A 19,957-nucleotide genomic window follows, 5' to 3' on the forward strand; every position below is an offset into this window, starting at 1 on the left:
TTGGAATTACAGGGATATTATGCAGCATTCTATTGCTATTTTCCCTATCCGATTCTTTCATAAACAGTTCAGGTTTAGTTATTTAATAGAAGGGAATAAAAAAACATAAAGATCTTGATGAGGAGGATCGACATGACAGAACTAACGAAAACCTATTATATCGATATTGAAAACAGAGTCATTCATCAAACACCAGAAGCAGCAGAATGGCATTTTAAAATATTCGCTTCAGAAGAAGAGGCCGCTAAAATAAGTGACGAATTACGCAAAAACTATAATGCCGACTTGAAAACATATGTTAGATCTCATATTCCATTTTTAGAATATCATCATGACCCGCAAAACGATGAATATGATGAAGCAATAGAGAAAGTTTATGCGATGATTTATCAATATGGTGATGAAGAAGCAAAAGAGCATATTGAGCGAATGGGGATACTATCCGAAGAGCAAAAGCAGTCCTAATAGGGGCTGTTTTTTTACTTTCAGGGAGGAGTGATGATCTGACATAGCTTATTAGAAGGTTGAAAAGGTAAATGAAAACAAGTTGTTTTTATGTATGATTACCAGTCAATCGTCAAGTTCTCAAAACATAAATAAGCAATAAAAAAGAACCATCATGATTTTCATCTAATGAATGGTTCTTATGTTTTATTCGGAATAACGTTTCATTTTTTGTCTTCGTTTTTCTCGTACTCATATCTGCTCCAGCAAACGGGCTGCGGTTTTGCTCGGGGTTCCGTCTTCCTTCACGAACTAACTTTTCTCTTTTCTTTTTAGCAGCTGATTTGGCCATTAAATCCACACTCCTTTAATTTGTTAGTCATATTTTACCATAATTAAAACCGAATTACATAGTTCAGCAAAAAATAATGAAGTGACAGTAAAATAAGGGTTTTTCCCTAAAGAGATAGGGAAGTTCCCCGATATGGCGACAGCTCTTTCTCCTATACAATGAAATCATAAAGTATGTGAAGGTTGTAACAAGGAGGAGTAAACATGGAAACAGCCAAAACTGAGAAAGCTGTTACTTCAATTAATCAGGCATTTGCTTCAAGGTTCGCAAAATCAATGTTTCTATCTGTAATAGGACTTGCAGTACTATCATTTATCGGAACGAGAATGTTTACACATGTTGACTTAAATTTATACGGATACATGGTTGGTACGATCATATTTTTAGGAGGCTTCTTTTATCGCTTTATTGCTTGGGGAGAACGCCCGCCAACAAAAATCATCATTAAAAAGGGAATTAAGCTGCTTTTCAGAAAATCAACACCAAAAACATCTGTAGAACAGCTGGCAACCTACCGTTTTATCTGGAATAGGGGAATTTACCGATGGACACAGCACATTATGATGGGCTGGGGAGTAATCTTGTCCTGTCTCGTTACTTTTCCGCTAGTGTTCGGCTGGATGTACTTCACAATGGATGAGAACGGTATGTACAACATCATTTTAATGGGCATTCAAATTTTGACAGTGCCAGCTGATGGATTAATCGCTAACTTTTCTTATAATGCACTAAACATCTCCGCAACAATGGTTATTATCGGAGTTTGTATGGCGCTTTACCGCCGTTTGAAAAATATGCAGGCAAGAGCAGAACAAAAATTTCTATACGACTTTCTTCCATTATATATGCTGCTCTTTATCAGCATAACAGGATTAGCTCTTACATTCAGCAATGTATTCCTGCATGGATTTGGACACCCGGTTATGTCGCTCATTCATCAGTGGTCCGTCATTATCACGTTGATTTACTTGCCATTTGGTAAGCTTGCACATATTCCATTTAGACCATTAAGTGTCTTTGCAAGAAACTATCGAGAGCATTATATGGAAGCTGCACCAAAGCAATGCAAGGTTTGCGGCAATGAATTCGTATCAGTTGAACAATCAAATGACGTTATAGATGTACTTCAGACAAATCATATTCAATTTCAGACAGAGGATGGGCATCACCTTGCAGAGCTTTGTCTGCCATGCAGAAGGAAATATCGGATGGCACAGTTTTCAGGGTTTCCTACTCACGAAGTAAAGGTTAAGGAGGCAAACCAGAATGCAAAGGGATAAGTTTTTTAAAGAAATCGAAAATGTGTATCACCCGAATGAAAAATTAATTAAAACACATTGCAGTTATTGTGGAATGCAGTGCGGCATGAATCTGCGGGTTAATACATCTACAAACAAAATCATTGGGGTTGAGCCAAGATATGACTGGCCGGTTACAGTAGGAAAAATGTGTCCCAAAGGGGTTACAGCTTACCAGCAGACGAATCATGATGATCGCCTATTAAAACCGCTTATTCGTGATGATGCATCTTTAAAAGGAACAACAAAGGGTTTTAGAGAAGCCAGCTGGGATGAGGCATACGACCTGATCGCTAAAAAATTTACAGAGCTTCAAGAGAATTACGGGAAAGACAGTTTATCCGTTTTTAGCGGAGTATCAATGACAAATGAAAAATGTTATCTGACAGGGAAATTTGCACGAGTTGCACTAGGAACAAAATATATCGATTATAATGGGCGCTTCTGTATGTCAAGTGCTGCCGGCGGTTTCCTAAGATCACTTGGGGTTGACCGAGGATCTACCTTGCCTTGGACAGATATACATGAAACAGATTGCTTATTCATAGCTGGCAGTAATACAGCAGAATGTCATCCGACCTCTATCTTCCGCTTATGGAATGTACAGGAGAGAGGCGGTTATATTATCGTCGTGGATCCAAGGGAGACACCTATTGCCAGAAGAGCGGATGTGCATTTGGATATTCGTCCTGGAACTGATTTAGCGCTTGCAAATGGAATCCTTCATTTATTAATTGAAAATGGATTTACTGATGAACAATTTGTGAACAATCACACAAATGGTTTTGAAGAAACAAGAGAGCTTGTTAAAGAATTTACTCCTGAATATACAAGTGAAATTACAGGTGTTGATCCGGAAAAGATTATCCGAGCAGCGGAAATCTACGGTAAAGCTCCTAACGCGGTTGTTATGTTTGCCAGAGGAATTGAACAGCAGCATAAAGGTGTTGACAATGTTTCTGCATATACAAACATGGCGCTTGTAACAGGGAAGATCGGAAGACCTAAATCAGGAGTAGCGACATTTACTGGACAGGGAAATGGCCAGGGCGGCCGTGAACATGGACAAAAATCAGACCTTCTGCCAGGGTATCGTAAAATCACGAACCCAGAACATGTAAGAGAAGTTTGCCAATTCTGGGGAATCTCAGAAGATGAAATGCCAAAGGCTGGTGTTTCTGCCTACGAACTCTTCGAACTGATGGCTAAAAAGGAAATTCGCGGTTTATATCTGCTTTGTTCAAACCCAGCTGTATCCGCGCCAAATTTAAACTTTGTCAGAGAAACACTGAAGAATTTAGATTTCATGGTGTGTGCAGATTTCTACCTATCTGAATCAGCTGAATTTGCTGATGTAATCTTGCCTTCTGTTACCTGGTCAGAAGATGAAGGTACGACAACCAACCTGGAAGGCAGAATTATTAAAATTAATAAAGCGCAAGAGCCTGTTGGAGAATCAAAACCAGATTGGCAAATGCAGGTTGAGCTAGCAGAACGTCTGGGAAGAGGGAAGTATTTCTCCCATCTGAAAACAGCCAGAGATGTTGCGGATGAATTCAGGGCAGCTTCTAAAGGCGGCTATGCGGACTACTACGGAGCAACATGGGAAAAAATCGAAAAACAAGATGGAGTCTTTTGGCCATGTAAAGATGAGAACGATGAAGGAACACCGCATATGTTCCTTGATAAAAAGTTTTATCATCCAGATGGAAAAGCAAAAATTTGCGCATTGCCATATCGAAAGTCAGCAGAGGAACCAGATGAAACCTATCCGCTGCGGATGACAAATGGCCGCGTAGTCTATCACTATCTATCTGGTAATCAAACGAGAAGAATCCCTTTCCTCCGTGACATGTGTCCGGAACCATTTATAGAGGTTCATCCGCAAACAGCTGAAAAATATAAGATCTCCCATGAAGAAGAGGTACGTCTTTACACAAGAAGAGGGGAAGCTTTTTACAAGGTTAAAATAACAGAGGCAATTCGTCCTGATACGGTCTTTGTGCCTTACCATTTCGGCCATGAAAAATCTATCAATCTACTTACGATTGCTGCACTGGATCCTATGAGCAGAATGCCTGAATTTAAAGTTTGTGCAGCCCAAATCGAAAAGCTTGATCGAGAGAAGGTGTAACAGCAATGAAAAAGAGACTTTATATAGAGCTTGAAAATTGTATAGGCTGCAGATCTTGTTTAGCAGCCTGTACACAGTGCGGAGGGCATGAAGAAAGAAACAGAAACTACGTTTATGATGTGAATCCGCTTGTCAGCCGTCAGACAATGCCTTTAATGTGTCTGCACTGTGTGAATCCTGCTTGTGCCCGCAGCTGTCCGGCACAAGCCATTCAAATTCATGAAACAGGAGCGGTGCTTTCAGCGCTGGTTGAAAAATGCATCGGCTGCCAAAACTGTACGATTGCATGTCCATACGGTATTCCGAAATTCGACGAAGAGCAAAACCTAATGTACAAATGTGACCTGTGTATTGACCGTACGAAAGATGGAATACCGCCAATGTGTGCAAGCGTCTGTCCTTCAAACACACTGCAATGGCTAACAGAAGAGGAAATTGAGCAAAAACAAAAGCAATACAACATGTCTAACGGAAAATGGGTAACAAGTCAGCCGTATTTAGAAGGCGAAACAAATGTAAAAGTAAATCTTCCTGGGATCCTCCAGGGAATCACAAAGCTTTATTAGGAGGTGGACGGTGATGAAAGAACGAAATAACAAGATTCCTTTTCCAGAAGATAACTATACTCATAACATTAATCGGGACAATGAAAGAAAGCTGGATCGCCGTGGGTTTATGAAAACCCTAGTAGGTGCAGCAGGAGTATTTGCTGTATCTTCCCTGCCATGGGGAGCAGTTGCAGCAAAAGAGCTGATGGGATTAGGAGAGAAAGAGTATCCTCATAAAAAAATTGCTGATCTGAACAACCTGCCTATTGGTGATGCGGTAGAGTTTAAATTTCCAGGAGAACATGATGACGCGATCCTCATCAGACTAGGTGAAGAAAAATTTGTTGCTTATCAAAATGCCTGTACCCATTTAAGATGTCCAGTATTTTGGGTCAAAGAGCAGGGAGAAATGGTATGTCCTTGTCATCATGGCAAATTTGATGTGGAAACTGGTGCACCTACAGCAGGACCGCCAAGGCGGCCGCTTCCTGAAATACAAGTAGAAGTAAATCAAGGTGCTGTATATGCAGTAAGGGTGAAGAGATATGAAGCGTAGTTATATTGGCGTTCTTCTCCTCAGTGCTGTCTTGTTTTTAAATATTATTTTCACTCAATATATGGTGCATCAATATTTTTATGAAAATTATGTAAACACATTGATCTTTTGCGGCTTAAATATCGTCATGTTCCCTATAGCTTTCTTTCTCTATAAAAAAACAAAAAAGGCGTGAGTGCTATGAATAGTGAAACATATATCGATTTTTGTTTTATAAGAGAAAGCAGTGGAAGTTTCAAAGAGGAAATTGATCAGCTGCTACGAGAACTGTTCGCTAAAATTCGGCTGAACTGGTACTTAGACGTAAAACAAAAAGATGGCCTTGAGATCATCGTTGCGGAAATTAAAGGGATGAGCAAATGGCAGTCCGAAGCTGAGCTGATACAGTTCATAGAGACAAATGCAAAAGAAGACTTCTGGACGTATCTGCAAGGATATAAAGCTTTTATCTATCCTCAAAGTAAGGGAGGGAAAAGCTGTGGAGTCCGATAAAAAGAATAGCTTAAGCATGTTCATACATGAAGATGTAGAAATAGCCATTATCGATACAGATGGAGAGGATCAGGCACCCCTCTTAACAAAAAGAATTGAACGGATAGAAAATTGTCCTGATCACACTCATTTCAGAATGTATGTAAACCACCTTCAGTTTTTGGCCATTCCCATGGAAGCACGATTTGAATGGAAGAATGACCGACTGGTCGCTACTGATGAAAACAGTCAGCTGCAATACTGCATTCGAAAAATAACGAATAACTGAGTGATAGGAAATTCCGCTGCAGGCAGCTGATTGAAGTAAGTAAAGCCAATAAGCGTATAAGGGTATCTGTACATGCTTTAATGATGACTTTTTAATAGAAGGCAATTTTAAAACTGTGACAGATCGTTTTTAAAGAATTGAATCAGTAATCTTTAACACACAGCAATGCCGAGTCGAATGAAAAGTATTGTAACAGGAAGGTGAAAAGAAATGAAAACGAAAAGAATAAACGACTGGATGCCTGAAAATGAACAGTTTTGGCAAACACAAGGAAAAAAGCATGCTAAACGAAACTTATGGATTTCAGTTCCTTCTTTAATGATGGCTTTTATTGTATGGCAAATTTGGTCTGTTGTCGCTGTACAATTAAATGAAATAGGCTTCTCATTTACAGATGAGCAATTATTTACTTTAGCAGCTGTACCCGGACTTGTAGGAGCAACATTACGCTTCTTCTACACATTTGCTGTCGGATCATTTGGAGGAAGAAACTGGACTATTATCTCTACAGCAGTCTTAGCTATTCCAGCGATCGGTATTGGTATGGCGGTTCAAAATCCTGAAACTCCATATTCAGTGATGCTATTACTGGCTGCACTATGCGGTCTTGGCGGAGGAAATTTCTCCTCTTCATCAGCAAATATAAGCTTTTTCTATCCTAAAAAAGAAAAAGGGACAGCATTAGGAATTAATGGCGGCTTAGGAAACATGGGTGTCTCAGTCGTACAATTTGTGACACCGCTTGTCATTGCCAGCGGAGCATTTGCCTTCTTTGGAGACAGCCAAACTTTAGCCAGTGGTGAAAAGGTATGGCTGCAAAATGCAGCATTTATCTGGGTCATCCCAATTGCAGTTTTAACGATTGCTGCTTATTTTGGAATGGATAATCTTCCAAATACAAAACAATCAGTTGGTGCACAGTTTGTTGTATTGAAACGAAAGCATACTTGGATTATGACAATCCTTTATGTTGCAACATTTGGTTCATTTATTGGGTATTCTGCTGCATTCCCATTATTATTAAAATCACAATTCCCTGAACACATGGGGCTGGCATTCCTTGGTGCATTTTTAGCGGCAGCTGCACGACCGGTTGGAGGCTGGCTGTCAGATAAATTTGGAGGAGCATCCGTAACTGCTTGGGTATTCGTTGTCATGAGTGCTGGTGCAGGCGGAGTGATCTACTTTACTAAACAAGCTTCGTTTGCAGGATTTTTAACCGCTTTTCTAATCTTGTTTATTGCTGCAGGAATTGGTTCTGGCTCAACATTCCAGATGATACCTGGAATCTTCCCTGTAAAAGAAGCTGCTCCAGTATTAGGTATTACAGCTGCATTTGCGGCTTACGGCTCATATTTTATCCCGCAATTATTCGGCTGGTCTACTAAGTCAACTGGAACGCCTGTCAATGCATTATATATTTTCATAGTGATATATGTCATATCATTTATACTGAATTTCTTCTATTATCAGCGTAAAGCTAAGTTGAATACAACCTATCCTTTAAAGAAAGCTAACTAGATTTATAACCTGATTTGGCCTGCCTCGCACTTTCTGCGGGCAGGCCTTATGTCAATTATAGCTGGACTTAAAGGTCTGACTGAGTGCTGATGCTTGATCTTTGTAGTATGGAGTTTGCCAGCCGGCAAATTTTATTTTCAATGAAAACCCTATAAACATACTGGTTAAATATTTTATACTTATTGAAGGGAGTGTATTAAGTGGAAAAGGATACTGTAATCAGCCATTATATTATAGACTCACAAGAAGATGAAATTAAAAGGATTTCAAATGAATTACACGAAGGAGTAGGGCAGACGCTATATAGTGTATTTACGGGACTGGAGTACCTGGAAGGCAGTATGCAGGAACCGGCAATGAAAAGTTATACTGCAGAAATACGGGAGCAGTTAAGTAAAACGATACAGGAGATTCGGCTGTTATCTCTTGAGCTGCATCCTCCGTCATTAGCCTCTTCAGGTATTACAGCCGCTCTTAAAAGTTATTTAAAGTTATATACTTCAACCTATGGAATTATTACAGAATTAACATCTGCTGGCAATGAAAGAAGATTACTTGAAAAACAAAACATTATGTTATACCGTGTTTGTCAAGAAGCATTAGGAAACATAGCTAAATATGCAGATGCAAATCTTGTTCATATGAAATTGAATTGGGAAGCTGAGAAGGTAATAATCGAAATAAAAGACTTCGGCAAAGGCTTTGATATTCATACAGGTTTAGCTAAAAGATCAGGGTTAGCAGCTATGTGTGAAAGAATGGAGTTAATTGGGGGTACATGCTTAATCACTTCAGCAATTGGGAATGGAACACTTATTACGCTATCATTACCATACTAGAAAGAGGCAGCCTTATATGGGGAAATGGACAAAGGGGGAAATGAAATGATTAAGATTTTGCTGTGCGATGATCATGCAGTAGTGAGAATGGGGTTAAAAATGCTATTAAATAATCACCCGGAGCTTGAGGTAATTGGGGAGGCATCTGAAGGCAATGAAGCGATTGAAAAATCGCTGCAGCTTGAACCTAATGTAGTAGTTATGGATTTAAGTATGCCACACGGAAAAGATGGATTAAGTGCAACAATTGAGCTGAAAAAGAAAAAACCGGAAATTTCAATTTTAATCCTAACAATGCATGATGACGAAGAATACTTGTTTAAAGCCATACAGGCTGGTGCATCTGGGTGTCTGTTAAAAAGTTCTCCGCATGATGAACTAATATCAGCCATTAGAAGTGTTGCTTCGGGTGAAGCTTATTTGCATCCTTCTGCAACAAAACGATTAATGGAAGAATACCTAAATACAGTAAGAAGCGGAGATTCTGATCATTTTGAACTGCTGTCAGATCGGGAGAAGGAAGTTTTAACGTTAATAGCCAAAGGATTCTCTAATAAAGAAATCGCCGAACAGCTTTTTATTTCTGTTAAAACGGTTGAAACACATAAAAGTAATGTAATGGAAAAGCTGAAGATGAAAACACGGCCAGAGCTTGTTCAGTTTGCATTAAAAAAAGGACTGCTGGGCTATGGTATATAGGAGGATGGCCTAGTAATGGAAAACCAGATGATTCTTCAAATGTTACACGATCTGCTAGTTGATGTACCATGTGAATTTGGGGCCATTGCGATTCAGATTCCAAAGGGTTCAGATGTTAAATGGAAGCATGCTGCCGGAAATTTGAACGACAAGTATAAAAGAATTACCCTGCGTTATGGAAAAGGGATTGCTGGTAGAGTCATTTCAACTGGGACTCCCATTCACCTAGATCGTTTTCCGGATAATATAATTGGCAGAGACTTAGAGTATCCAATTATGCTTGCTGAGAAGCTAATCAGCGCTTACGCAGTTCCGATTCTTTTAAACGGCAGTGCAAAAGGAGTGCTGCTAGTCGGACGCCGTGTGAAAAAACCGTTCCAGCTTCATGAACAAAAGGCTGTAAGAGATTACACAACCAAGCTCGAAAAGGTGGTATTCAGCCATGATTAGGAGAGGTTCAGATGAAGAATACAAATAACCCTCAGCAGCAGTATGCGTCAAAAAATGATAATAAAGCAGGATTACAGAGTAATCGGAATGCTGCTGTTGATCCGCTAAGAGAAGAAGCTTCCTATCATAAAGAGCTAAGTGATATGAAATTTGCTCTAGATGCCTCTTCCATCGTAGCTATAACTGATCGGAAAGGGAAAATTACATATGTTAACGATGAATTTTGCAGAATTTCTAAATATAACAGAAGCGAATTAATAGGTGCTGATCATCGGATTATCAATTCGGGTTATCATCCGAAATCATTTTTTAAACAATTATGGGAAACGATTAATCAGGGGGAAGTTTGGAAAGGCGAAATAAAGAATAAATCCAAAGATGGAAGCAATTACTGGGTGGATACAACGATCGTTCCTTTCCTTGATGGTGATGAAAGGCCATATCAATTTTTAGCCATTCGCCATGAAATCACCAATCGCAAAAAAGCGGAAGAAGAAATCAAGAATATGATGACGCGGATGATTAACTTACAGGAAGACGAACGAAAAATCATTTCACGCGATCTTCATGATGGGGTAGGGCAAAATTTATATAGCCATATGATAACTATTAATCGCCTGCAAGCTGAATTGAACCATCCGCTTCTAGAACAGCTTTACACGGAAACAGCAGAAATAATTGAAGAGCTGAGAGATATTTCAAGAGAGCTGCGGCCGTCTGTTCTGGATGATTTAGGTTTATTGCCTGCCATCCGTTCTTATTTGCATCGATTTTCCCAATACCATCAAATAGATGTGCAATTTACGAGTAATTTAAATGAGCGCCTCAGCACAGATAAAGAATTGACCATTTATAGAATCATCCAGGAAGCATTAACGAATATCCGTAAATATGCAGGGACAAACGAAGCCTTTGTTACCATCCGCGAACATGATCATGAAATTAGAGTAGTAATTGAAGATTATGGTGCTGGGTTTGATTACGAAGAAATTCAGAAGGGTGTCGGGCTTTTTAGTATGGAGGAGAGAGCAAAAGTGGAAGGCGGCTCTTTGGATATCCTTTCTGAAAAAGGTCGCGGAACAAGGGTAGTATTGGTTATGCCCATATAAAATAAAAAAACACAAAAACTCTGCCGTACAGCTGGCAAGAGTTTTTGTGTTTAAATTAAACAGTAAACATCTGTTAATTAAGAGAACTGCTGAAAGTTCTACAGCATGTGCATCAATGCTCCAGCTGCAGCACCAGTAACAACGACAATCCAAGGCGGGAGCTTCCAATAATTGAGCATAAAGAATAAAATGGCAGCTAATGAAAAATCGGCTGCAGTATGAATGGTGCTCGTCCAAATTGGATCATATAACGCTGCAATTAATATGCCGACAACTGCTGCATTCACCCCATATAAGGCTGCTTTCATATTTTTGTTTTTGCTGATCTGCTGCCAAAAAGGCAATGTTCCTGCAATGAGCAAAAAAGCAGGCAAAAAGATAGCAAAAGTCGCTAATAATCCACCCTGCCAGCCATTAATGATTGTTCCGAGGTAAGCTGCGAACGTAAATAGCGGACCCGGAACAGCCTGTGCGGCACCATAACCTGCAAGGAATGCTTCTTCAGAAAGAAAACCGCTAGGAACAAATTCCATTTCTAAAAGCGGAAGAACCACATGTCCACCCCCAAAAACAAGGGCGCCAGAACGATAAAATCGATCAAATACGGTGATCCATTCTGCTGTGAAAATTTGATTTATGATTGGCAGTAAAACCAATATAGCAAAGAACATGACGAGAGAGAGCAAAGCGAATTTCTTAGAAACAGGCACATGAAGACTTGTTTCTTTATGCTCCGTCACGTTTTTATAAACGAAGAAGCCAATGATTCCAGCTATAATGATAATTAAAATTTGTGTCATTGTAGTTTGCCATAAAACCGCTGTGACAACTGCCAGCAGGGTAATCGTTTTTCTTGGGAAATCTGGCGCAAGATTTTTAGCCATCCCCATTACAGCCTGAGCAACAACGGCAACTGCAACAATTTTCAATCCTTGAATCCAGCCTAAATCAAACTGATTAAAGCTTTGCAATGTTAGCGCAAATAGTATAAGTGCCAAAACAGATGGAAAGGTAAACCCAATAAACGATATAATACCTCCAAGCCAACCGGCCCGTACCATCCCGATTCCAATGCCTACTTGGCTGCTTGCTGGCCCAGGTATAAACTGACATAATGCCACAAGCTGAGCATAGCTATCCTCATCCATCCATTTTCGTTTAATGACATATTCATCTCTAAAATAGCCAAGGTGCGCAATTGGACCTCCGAATGAAGTTAGCCCTAATTTGGTTGACACAAGCAGGATTTCCCATAAGCTTGCCAATTTGTTTTTCAATCATCTCCACTCCTTAAGAATCTTTTATTTCTTTAAATAGTTCAAAAGCTTTCTTTCTTGCTTCCAGTAAAACCTCTTTTCCTTTTTCGGTTGTACGATAATACTTTCTAATCTTTCCCTCCACTTTTTGCTTTTCCTGAAGAAGCAGGCCATCATTTGTCATGGAATGCAGAATGGGATAAATGGTACCGGCACTCATTGAATATCCGTGTTCCTTTAATTCATCTAACATCCATAGACCATAAATGGGCTCTTCATCAGCATGATGCAGAATGTGAATTTGGATAAAGCCTAAAAACAGTTTTCTAAGTACACGATCTTCCAATAAGACCACTTCCTTTCTGTTATCGAAAAGCAATATTGGAAATCGATAATGTAAGTATATATTGGGCGTCTACTGAAATCAAACAAAATCATGGCGTATAAGGGCATAAAACGTTTATAAATTTAATGATTTTGCTGGAGGTTCTATTTAAGGATAAGAGACAGATAAAAATGAACAACAAAAAAACACCGATCTACTTCAGTGTTTTATATGTGTTCATATTGAATTACCTCTGAAAAATTTCTATTCTTTATTTTAAGGAACAGGTTTAGCTGTTTTGCACCCTCCTGATTAATTCATATGCATTGTCTCCGGCCATTTCCGCTAAGTTCTCCCAAATCCTATCCCGTAAAAGGTCAAGTTCAATGATTTTTTTAGCGAGTTCAAGTGCATCATGACTTTCCATCTTTTCATTTCCTCCCTGTAACGATTATTTAACGACCATATGTTTTTTTGAAAGTAGTTCAAGTTCTGTTAATGTTAGATTTTGCAATTGTTCGATTTCTTTAGAAACACCAGCTTTTACGAGTAGCTGGATTAAATAGTTGCGCTTCTTTTCAACCGCTTTTCGTAAGTATTGCATATTCCATCTCCTCATTTCGTATTATTTCTGTCAGTTTATATGATTAAAAGAGAACTTTCATTTATATTGTAAGATATCCTAACATGTTTTTTGTTAATGTTATATTTTATAACATATATAGTGAAAAAATCTAACAAACGTGTATAATAGTATTAAAACCTTTTCATTTGGGGTGGGCTCGGTATGGAAAATGAAGCATCATATAAAAATAGAAAGGTCATTTCAATCGGAACTGTAAGCGAGTTAACGGGATTAACCGAAAGGCAAATTAGGTATTATGAAGAAAGAAAGCTAATTTCTCCAGAAAGGTCTGATCGGGGAAATCGCAAATATTCTTTTATGGATGTGGAAAGACTCATTGAAATTGCAAATAAAAGAGAAGAAGGTGTGAGGACAGACGAAATACTTCAGGAATTAAAGAAAAAGAAGAAGAAGGAAGATACAGCGACGAGAAACAAAATGATACAAGGGCAGTTGAATGCCCGTTTTAACAAATCCAACCGCTATCCCAAAAAGTGATGGCGATCATTTTTGAAATGCGAAACTCCCAATGGCGTGAGTTTCTTTTTTTATGCTTTTTTTACCTTTATTAGTTAGATGTATAAAGGTTTTCGCTTCAGAGTACACATTCAGGCTATGCGGGTGTGCCTGAGCTTAACCGCGTATGGCTCTTGCTATTTCGTCTTCAGCCAACAGGTATAATACCATACTCCCCAAAATGCAAGAGTTACACATTTCATAAATAGGCGGAAGAATTCCGCTTAAATCGTAAAATCACTTAAATTGTGCTGAAATAGACGGAGAAATTCCGGCTAAGGAACTAAAAAACGGTCAAATAGGCGATTTTTTTCAATATAACCGTAAAATCTCCGCTTATTTTGGCCAAAAATGGCTCAATTCTTAAAATAAGGGTAGAATCTCCGCTTAATTCACCGGTTTCTTCCAATAAAGGCAAGAAAAGATGTCAGATAAGTACCCATCTGTTCTGCAGTTATTCCCATGAACAACAATCTTTCAAGGGGAGACTTAATTTTTTGGTGACTTTTCTCCGGGTGTAAACGTTCTCTAAAATGAAAATATTGTATGATGTAATAAGGACTTTATTAAAGGGCATATTTGGATTAAGATGAATGAGGCATTATGCATGACGCGGAAGGAGGCGGAAGAATGGAACATAAATTTCCTACCAGCTTGGAGGTAATTGATATATGCTTACTGGCAGGTAAAATTATGCTTCAATGCGGAGCTGAAACCTATCGGGTAGAAGATACCATGTCAAGAATCGCTGCAACATTTGGAATTCCTGATTCCCATAGTTACGTTACCCCAACGGGCATTATTTTTTCTGTTGACGGAACAGAACCTGCGAAGCTGATTCGTATTTCTGAACGAACTACTGACTTATATAAGGTAACGTTAGTGAATGGAGTATCGCGAAAGGCCGCCAGCGGGGAATTAACCAGCAAACAGGCATACATACGATTAAAAGAAATAGAAGAGGCTGATTTCACCTTTCCTATTTATCAGCAAATTGTGGCGGCTGCTATTGCGAGCGGCTGTTTCATGTTGATGTTTTTAGGACAGTGGAGTGACTTTATACCAGCGGTGATATGCGGAGGAATTGGCTTTACTTCATTTATATACCTGCATCGAGTTGTTCAAATAAAGTTTTTTTCTGAATTTCTTGCTTCATTGATTATTGGGCTGGCTGCGTTTTTATTTATAAAAAGCGGATTTGGAGCACAGCTGGACAAAATTATTATTGGCTCCGTAATGCCTCTGGTTCCTGGGCTGCTTATAACGAACGCAGTCCGTGACTTGATGGCTGGGCATCTTGTTTCAGGGCTATCAAAGGGAGCAGAGGCTTTTTTAACAGCTTTCGCCATTGGAACGGGAATTGCCGTTATTTTTGCATTTTATTCATAAGGGAGGCGGAGATACATGCTTACACATTTAGTTACTAGCTTTATTGCCTCCGCAGCATTTGGGATTTTATTTAATGCACCAAAGAAATCATTGCTTCAATGCGGTTTTGTCGGAATGGTTGGCTGGATGATTTACATTATACTAGTCGATCGCTATTTTGATGCAGTTGTTTCTTCATTAATAGCCGCTTTTTCCATTGCAGTGCTGAGTCAAATGTTTGCGAGGTATTACCGGACGCCCATTATCATTTTTAGTGTGTCAGGAATCATACCGCTTGTCCCAGGAGGACTTGCTTATGATGCGATGCGGAACTTTGTTGAAAATGATTATAATACGGCTATTCAGCTTGCAGCCAAAGCATTTATGATTTCTGGCTCAATTGCAGTAGGCCTAGTTGTTTCAGAGGTTCTTAATCAGCTGATTCGGAAAATACCATTAAAAAGGTGAAAAGTTAGTAAAAGGCTTGTAACAGCCTGTTGTTGGGCATATAATCCAAGTAGCATAAAAATCTCAGAAGAATAGGAGAACATGATGATCCGTCGTTTTTTTACTTATTATAAACCTCATAAGAAATTATTTATCATTGATTTTTCGAGTGCGGTTATCGTAGCACTCCTTGAACTGGGCTTTCCTCTCGCAGTGCAATGGTTTATCGATGACCTGCTGCCGGATGAGAATTGGGCTATGATTGTTTCTGTAAGTGCAGGATTGCTTGCCTTTTACGTAACAAGTACATTTCTCCAATATATCGTTAACTATTGGGGACACATGCTTGGCATTAATATAGAAACAGATATGCGCCAGCAGCTTTTTAATCACGTTCAGCGCCAATCATTTCGTTTTTTTGATAATACGAAGACCGGACATATTATGAGCCGGGTTACAAATGACTTGATGGATATTGGTGAACTTGCCCATCATGGACCCGAAGATTTATTTATTGCTGTCATGACTTTCTTTGGGGCCTTTGGAATCATGCTGACCATTAATGTTAAGCTTGCCATTGTTTCGGTTGTTGTGATGCCATTCCTCGTTTGGCTGATTGCTTTTTGTAATGTACGCATGAATAAAGCATGGAAAAAAATGTATGGTGAAATTGCTAATGTGAATGCCCGTGTTGAGGATAGTGTTTCCGGCGTCCGTGTTGTTCAATCTTTTACTAATGAAAAGTTTGAGATTGCTAGGTTTATGAAGGATAACCAGACATTTCGCAAAGCTAAACTTGGAGCTTATAAAATTATGAGCTATAGTTCTTCTGGTATTTATATGATGACTCGCTTAATTACCTTGCTTGTATTAGTATACGGTGCTTGGTTAAGTTTTACAGGAGAGCTGACTCATGGAGAGCTTGTCAGCTTTATACTTTATGTAAATGTATTGTTAAAGCCGATTGATAAAATAAGTGCGCTTATGGAACTTTATCCAAAAGGCATGGCTGGATTTAAACGATTTACCGAATTAATTGATACAGACCCTGAAGTTGAAGATCGAAAGGATGCGGTCGAAGTATCAACCTTAAGAGGGGATATCCGTTTTGAGGATGTCAGCTTTAGCTATGATGAACACAAATCTGTCCTTAAGGATATTGACCTCTCAATAAGAGCAGGAGAAACCGTTGCATTTGTTGGACCATCCGGTGCAGGGAAAACAACGATTTGTTCTCTGATTCCACGCTTTTATGATGTTTCAAACGGCAGTATTAAAATTGATGGAATCGATCTGAGGGACATGACAAAGCAATCTCTTCGCTCGCAAATTGGAATTGTGCAGCAGGATGTCTTCTTATTTACTGGAACGATAAAGGAAAATATCGGATATGGCAACCTCGATGCTTCTGATGAAGAAATTTATGAGGCTGCACGCAAAGCGCATTTGGAGGATTTTATTGCTTCACTACCTTTTGGCTATGAGACTCAAATTGGTGAGCGTGGCTTAAAACTTTCCGGAGGGCAAAAGCAGCGTTTAGCGATTGCTCGAATGTTCTTGAAAAATCCTCCTATTTTAATTTTAGATGAAGCAACTTCTGCACTGGACACTGAGACAGAGCGAATTATTCAGGCGGCATTAACCGACCTCGCAAAAAATCGAACAACATTGGTAATTGCCCATAGACTGGCAACAATTCGAAATGCAGATCGGATTGTCGTTGTAACAGAAAATGGGATTGCAGAGGAAGGCAGTCACGATGAGCTAATTGAAAAAGGCGGTATATTTGCTAATCTGCACAAAATTCAATTCCAAAAAGCGTAGGATAAAGCAGTGAATCACATCGATTCACTGCTTTTTATGTGAGTAGAGTTCATGACTCAGGGATAACTTGCACTTTCAGGAGAAATAAGGACTGCTTCTAATTGTTTTTTTTACGAAAAAGGGTACACATAGTGTTTATTATCCTGTAAAATCATTGATAATTCATGAGTTCCATTACGGTGGAGAAGGAGGACGATAAATGAAAATGAGAGTATCAGCTGTGCAATACCATTTGCATAGTATCAGGTCTTTTGAGGAATTTGCTGCCCAGTGTACACATTATGTGAAAACAGCTCAGGAGTTTGGAGCCGAATTCGTCCTATTTCCTGAATTTTTTACTACACAGCTGCTTTCCATAGGAAGTGAAGCGGGAGGAAGCTTAACGATAAATGAACTTCCAGGCTTTACAGAACAATATAAAAATCTGTTTATAAGCCTAGCGGTCAATAACAGCCTTCATATTATTGGAGGTACACATGTTATTTCGCGAAATGGGAAGTTATATAATGTTGCCCATTTATTTTATCCGGATGGAAGAGTGGAAGAACAAGCAAAACTTCATATTACTCCAACTGAAGTAGATGAATGGAATATGTCGGCAGGAGATCATTTTCAAGTATTTGATACGCAGAAAGGCAGAATTGCGATCTTAACTTGTTATGATATTGAATTTCCTGAAATTGTCCGTATGGCTAAAGCGAAAGGTGCAGACGTCATCTTTTGTCCGTCTTGCACAGATGATCGTCATGGATTCCATCGGGTCCGTTATACTTCCCATGCAAGGGCCATTGAGAACCAAGTATATGTTGTGGTGACAGGAACGATTGGCTCGCTGCCAACCGTGGATTTCATGAGAGCGAACTTTGGTCAGGCGGCCATTATCACTCCGAATGATATACCATTCCCGCCTAAAGGAATTATGGCAGAAGGCGAATTAAATGATGATATGATCATTACAGCCGACCTTGATCTAAACCTTCTATATGAAGTAAGGGAAAGAGGTTCGGTAACAACGTGGCGAGATCGGCGGACTGATTTATATACAGACTGGGAAAAAGAGAATATTGATGGATAATACTATTCACTATTTCAGCGACTTTTATATAAATGCCAACGGAAAAACCGCAGCCGCTGTCATTAGAAATTATAAAGATCAGGATTTTGATGATTTAATTCAAATCCAGGCTGAGTGCTTCCCGCCGCCATTTCCTTCGGATTTATGGTGGAGTGAAGAGCAGCTAAAAAGCCATATTCATCATTTTCCTGAAGGTGCCTTATGTATTGAAGTAGATGGTGAGCTTGCTGGTTCTTTAACAGGTCTAATGAATAATTTTGACCCTGACCATCCTTATCATACATGGGAGGAAGTGACGGATCATGGTTATATCAAGAGCCATGATCCTAATGGAGATACCCTTTACATTGTTGACATTAGTGTGAAGCCGAAGTTCCGTAAATTAGGATTAGGTAAGATGCTAATGGAGGCAATGTATCATGTCGTCATTCAATTAAATCTAAAGCGCCTTCTTGGAGGGGGAAGAATGCCGGGATATCATCTGTTAGCCGAGAAACTAACACCTGATGAATATATAGCTGAAGTCGTCAGGGGAAATTATAAAGATCCCGTCATTTCTTTCTTGCTGCGATGCGGCAGAAAACCGATTGCTGTATGTGAAAACTATTTAGAGGATAATGAATCATTAAATTATGGTGTACTAATGGAATGGAAAAACCCATTTAAATAGGAAGAAAAAAGCTGTCAATAAAAAGTTGGCAGCTTTTCTTTAGTTACTATGGAAATAGTTCCGAGATAGTTGTCATTTAGTTGTACTGACAAATTCTATTAGAATTAAAAAATATGTGGAAATTTGACATTTTATATAATAAAATGGCATTATGTCTAAACTACTATATGACAAACACGTAACATTTTAGTCTCGCAAAGCGGAAACAGAGAAAGAAGGGTTTAGCGTGGGCAAAATAAATGAGGATAGCTTCATTGAAACCGTCCACATGAAAGGTCTGCAAATATCTTTAATTGCATCTGGAGATGGGACAGAGGTTATCTATCATAAATTAGAAGATCAAGCAATGTGGGGTATAGAGCCGCAGGAGGGCTGGGATGCAATGGAATATTTGCATGTGCTTTCCGGACAGCTAAATATAAAATATTCAAATGAAGAAAGAACTATTAAAGAAGGAGATTCTTTTTTCAAAATTCCTGTAGAACAACATTATATCTTCCAAGCTATAGGTATTACTGAATTCCTATATGTAAGTTCTCAGCCTATTTTTCACTATTACAGCAAAGCTACCAAACAATTAATGGAACTTTCAATCTCAATTGAAGAAAAAGATGGATATACAGTTGACCATTGTCAAAGGATTAATAAGCTTTCTATGATTGTTGGAGAAGCTATGGATTTAAATACAAAGCAATTAAAGGGTTTAAATATTGCTTCTTTTCTTCATGATGTAGGTAAATTAAGAGTTCCATTAGAAGTATTGCAGAAGCCTGGAAAGTTAAATCAAGAAGAATGGGAACTAATGAAACAACATTCAAAGCATGGCAGAGAAATACTAGAAGAGCTTGGGCTTACTTTCTTAAAAGAGGCTGGGAAGATCGTTGAGCAGCACCATGAAAGGTTTGATGGAAAAGGCTATCCTAATGGTATATCCGGTGAGGAAATCCTTATTGAAGCTGCCATTATTTCAGTAGTGGATTCTTTTGATGCTATGACAACTAATAGAGTCTATCAAACAGCACGTTCAAAGGAAGAAGCATTTGATGAGATTTTGAGGTGTAAGGGTACTATGTATCACCCTAAGGTGGTAGATGTTTTTCTTGCATTAAAAAATAAAATAATAGAAATATAGGGGGAGAAC

The 19,957-nt window shown here is 38.9% G+C and carries 24 protein-coding genes; 19 read left to right on the forward strand and 5 right to left on the reverse strand.

Annotated features, from left to right (window positions below):
• Positions 1 to 132 precede the first annotated feature (132 nt).
• Positions 133 to 465 (forward strand): hydrolase, encoded by a 333-nt coding sequence (locus A6754_RS10380; protein WP_066444810.1) that lies wholly within the window; start codon positions 133 to 135, stop codon positions 463 to 465.
• 112 nt (positions 466 to 577) lie between these two features.
• On the opposite strand, the gene brfA is transcribed toward A6754_RS10380, so the two are convergent.
• Positions 578 to 796 (reverse strand): ribosome rescue factor BrfA, encoded by a 219-nt coding sequence (gene brfA, locus A6754_RS10385; RefSeq protein WP_066444812.1) that lies wholly within the window; start codon positions 794 to 796, stop codon positions 578 to 580.
• A 203-nt stretch (positions 797 to 999) separates the two neighbouring features.
• On the opposite strand from brfA, the gene A6754_RS10390 reads away from it, so the two are divergent.
• The 11 genes from A6754_RS10390 (at position 1,000) to A6754_RS10445 (ending at position 10,710) form a co-directional block, all read left to right on the forward strand.
• Positions 1,000 to 2,076 (forward strand): hypothetical protein, encoded by a 1,077-nt coding sequence (locus tag A6754_RS10390; RefSeq protein ID WP_082851657.1) that lies wholly within the window; start codon positions 1,000 to 1,002, stop codon positions 2,074 to 2,076.
• Positions 2,063 to 4,228 carry a molybdopterin oxidoreductase family protein gene (locus A6754_RS10395; protein WP_066444814.1) on the forward strand — a complete coding sequence of 722 codons (2,166 nt, stop codon included), beginning with the start codon at positions 2,063 to 2,065 and terminating at the stop codon, positions 4,226 to 4,228. Before A6754_RS10390 ends, A6754_RS10395 begins: the two co-directional genes overlap by 14 nt.
• Positions 4,229 to 4,233: 5 nt before the next feature.
• Positions 4,234 to 4,794: a 4Fe-4S dicluster domain-containing protein gene (locus A6754_RS10400; protein ID WP_066444816.1), complete on the forward strand. Its 561-nt coding sequence runs from the start codon at positions 4,234 to 4,236 to the stop codon at positions 4,792 to 4,794.
• 13 nt (positions 4,795 to 4,807) lie between these two features.
• A complete protein-coding gene (locus A6754_RS10405) occupies positions 4,808 to 5,332 on the forward strand; it encodes a Rieske (2Fe-2S) protein (protein ID WP_066444818.1) in 525 nt (174 codons plus the stop codon).
• A gap of 180 nt (positions 5,333 to 5,512) precedes the next feature.
• Positions 5,513 to 5,824 carry a hypothetical protein gene (locus tag A6754_RS10415; protein WP_066444822.1) on the forward strand — a complete coding sequence of 104 codons (312 nt, stop codon included), beginning with the start codon at positions 5,513 to 5,515 and terminating at the stop codon, positions 5,822 to 5,824.
• Entirely contained in the window at positions 5,811 to 6,092 is a 282-nt protein-coding gene (locus A6754_RS10420) for a hypothetical protein (protein WP_066444823.1), read from the forward strand. The genes A6754_RS10415 and A6754_RS10420 overlap by 14 nt, the downstream gene beginning before the upstream one ends.
• A gap of 210 nt (positions 6,093 to 6,302) precedes the next feature.
• Positions 6,303 to 7,613, forward strand: a complete 1,311-nt coding sequence (locus tag A6754_RS10425; protein WP_066444825.1) for a NarK family nitrate/nitrite MFS transporter — start codon at positions 6,303 to 6,305, stop codon at positions 7,611 to 7,613.
• Between the two features lie 200 nt (positions 7,614 to 7,813).
• Complete coding sequence (locus tag A6754_RS10430) at positions 7,814 to 8,452, forward strand: sensor histidine kinase (RefSeq protein WP_066444827.1); 639 nt, start codon at positions 7,814 to 7,816, stop codon at positions 8,450 to 8,452.
• Positions 8,453 to 8,497: 45 nt separating this feature from the next.
• On the forward strand, positions 8,498 to 9,151 hold the full coding sequence (locus A6754_RS10435; protein ID WP_066444829.1) for a response regulator: 654 nt from the start codon (positions 8,498 to 8,500) through the stop codon (positions 9,149 to 9,151).
• A 15-nt stretch (positions 9,152 to 9,166) separates the two neighbouring features.
• The gene (locus A6754_RS10440; RefSeq protein ID WP_066444831.1) at positions 9,167 to 9,601 is read left to right on the forward strand and encodes a GAF domain-containing protein; all 435 of its coding nucleotides are present in this window, start codon (positions 9,167 to 9,169) and stop codon (positions 9,599 to 9,601) included.
• 11 nt (positions 9,602 to 9,612) lie between these two features.
• Positions 9,613 to 10,710, forward strand: a complete 1,098-nt coding sequence (locus A6754_RS10445; protein WP_082851658.1) for a PAS domain-containing sensor histidine kinase — start codon at positions 9,613 to 9,615, stop codon at positions 10,708 to 10,710.
• A 98-nt stretch (positions 10,711 to 10,808) separates the two neighbouring features.
• Here the strand turns inward: A6754_RS10445 and chrA are convergent, their stop codons facing one another.
• The 4 genes from chrA to fbpA all read right to left on the reverse strand — a co-directional run bounded on the left by chrA (position 10,809) and on the right by fbpA (position 12,895).
• Positions 10,809 to 11,987 (reverse strand): chromate efflux transporter, encoded by a 1,179-nt coding sequence (gene chrA / locus A6754_RS10450; RefSeq protein ID WP_066444839.1) that lies wholly within the window; start codon positions 11,985 to 11,987, stop codon positions 10,809 to 10,811.
• Positions 11,988 to 12,000: 13 nt separating this feature from the next.
• The gene (locus A6754_RS10455; RefSeq protein WP_066444842.1) at positions 12,001 to 12,312 is read right to left on the reverse strand and encodes a PadR family transcriptional regulator; all 312 of its coding nucleotides are present in this window, start codon (positions 12,310 to 12,312) and stop codon (positions 12,001 to 12,003) included.
• 268 nt (positions 12,313 to 12,580) lie between these two features.
• Entirely contained in the window at positions 12,581 to 12,718 is a 138-nt protein-coding gene (gene ykzB / locus A6754_RS22960) for a protein YkzB (RefSeq protein WP_180320210.1), read from the reverse strand.
• A 24-nt stretch (positions 12,719 to 12,742) separates the two neighbouring features.
• Positions 12,743 to 12,895: a Fur-regulated basic protein FbpA gene (gene fbpA / locus A6754_RS22965; protein ID WP_180320178.1), complete on the reverse strand. Its 153-nt coding sequence runs from the start codon at positions 12,893 to 12,895 to the stop codon at positions 12,743 to 12,745.
• A 183-nt stretch (positions 12,896 to 13,078) separates the two neighbouring features.
• Here fbpA and A6754_RS10460 point away from each other — a divergent pair, with 183 nt between their 5' ends.
• The 7 genes from A6754_RS10460 (at position 13,079) to A6754_RS10490 (ending at position 19,948) form a co-directional block, all read left to right on the forward strand.
• Positions 13,079 to 13,414 carry a MerR family transcriptional regulator gene (locus tag A6754_RS10460; RefSeq protein ID WP_066444843.1) on the forward strand — a complete coding sequence of 112 codons (336 nt, stop codon included), beginning with the start codon at positions 13,079 to 13,081 and terminating at the stop codon, positions 13,412 to 13,414.
• Between the two features lie 648 nt (positions 13,415 to 14,062).
• Positions 14,063 to 14,821, forward strand: coding sequence for a threonine/serine exporter family protein (locus A6754_RS10465; RefSeq protein WP_066444845.1), 759 nt, complete (start codon positions 14,063 to 14,065; stop codon positions 14,819 to 14,821).
• A gap of 15 nt (positions 14,822 to 14,836) precedes the next feature.
• Entirely contained in the window at positions 14,837 to 15,268 is a 432-nt protein-coding gene (locus A6754_RS10470; RefSeq protein WP_066444848.1) for a threonine/serine exporter family protein, read from the forward strand.
• 84 nt (positions 15,269 to 15,352) lie between these two features.
• A complete protein-coding gene (locus A6754_RS10475; protein ID WP_066444857.1) occupies positions 15,353 to 17,071 on the forward strand; it encodes an ABC transporter ATP-binding protein in 1,719 nt (572 codons plus the stop codon).
• Positions 17,072 to 17,270: 199 nt separating this feature from the next.
• A complete protein-coding gene (locus A6754_RS10480) occupies positions 17,271 to 18,146 on the forward strand; it encodes a carbon-nitrogen hydrolase family protein (RefSeq protein WP_066444859.1) in 876 nt (291 codons plus the stop codon).
• Entirely contained in the window at positions 18,139 to 18,816 is a 678-nt protein-coding gene (locus tag A6754_RS10485; RefSeq protein ID WP_066444862.1) for a GNAT family N-acetyltransferase, read from the forward strand. Before A6754_RS10480 ends, A6754_RS10485 begins: the two co-directional genes overlap by 8 nt.
• 382 nt (positions 18,817 to 19,198) lie before the next feature.
• Positions 19,199 to 19,948: an HD-GYP domain-containing protein gene (locus tag A6754_RS10490; RefSeq protein ID WP_257297440.1), complete on the forward strand. Its 750-nt coding sequence runs from the start codon at positions 19,199 to 19,201 to the stop codon at positions 19,946 to 19,948.
• Positions 19,949 to 19,957 lie beyond the last annotated feature (9 nt).

This window comes from Cytobacillus gottheilii (genome assembly GCF_001636345.1).
Lineage (GTDB): Bacteria > Bacillota > Bacilli > Bacillales > Cytobacillaceae > Cytobacillus > Cytobacillus gottheilii.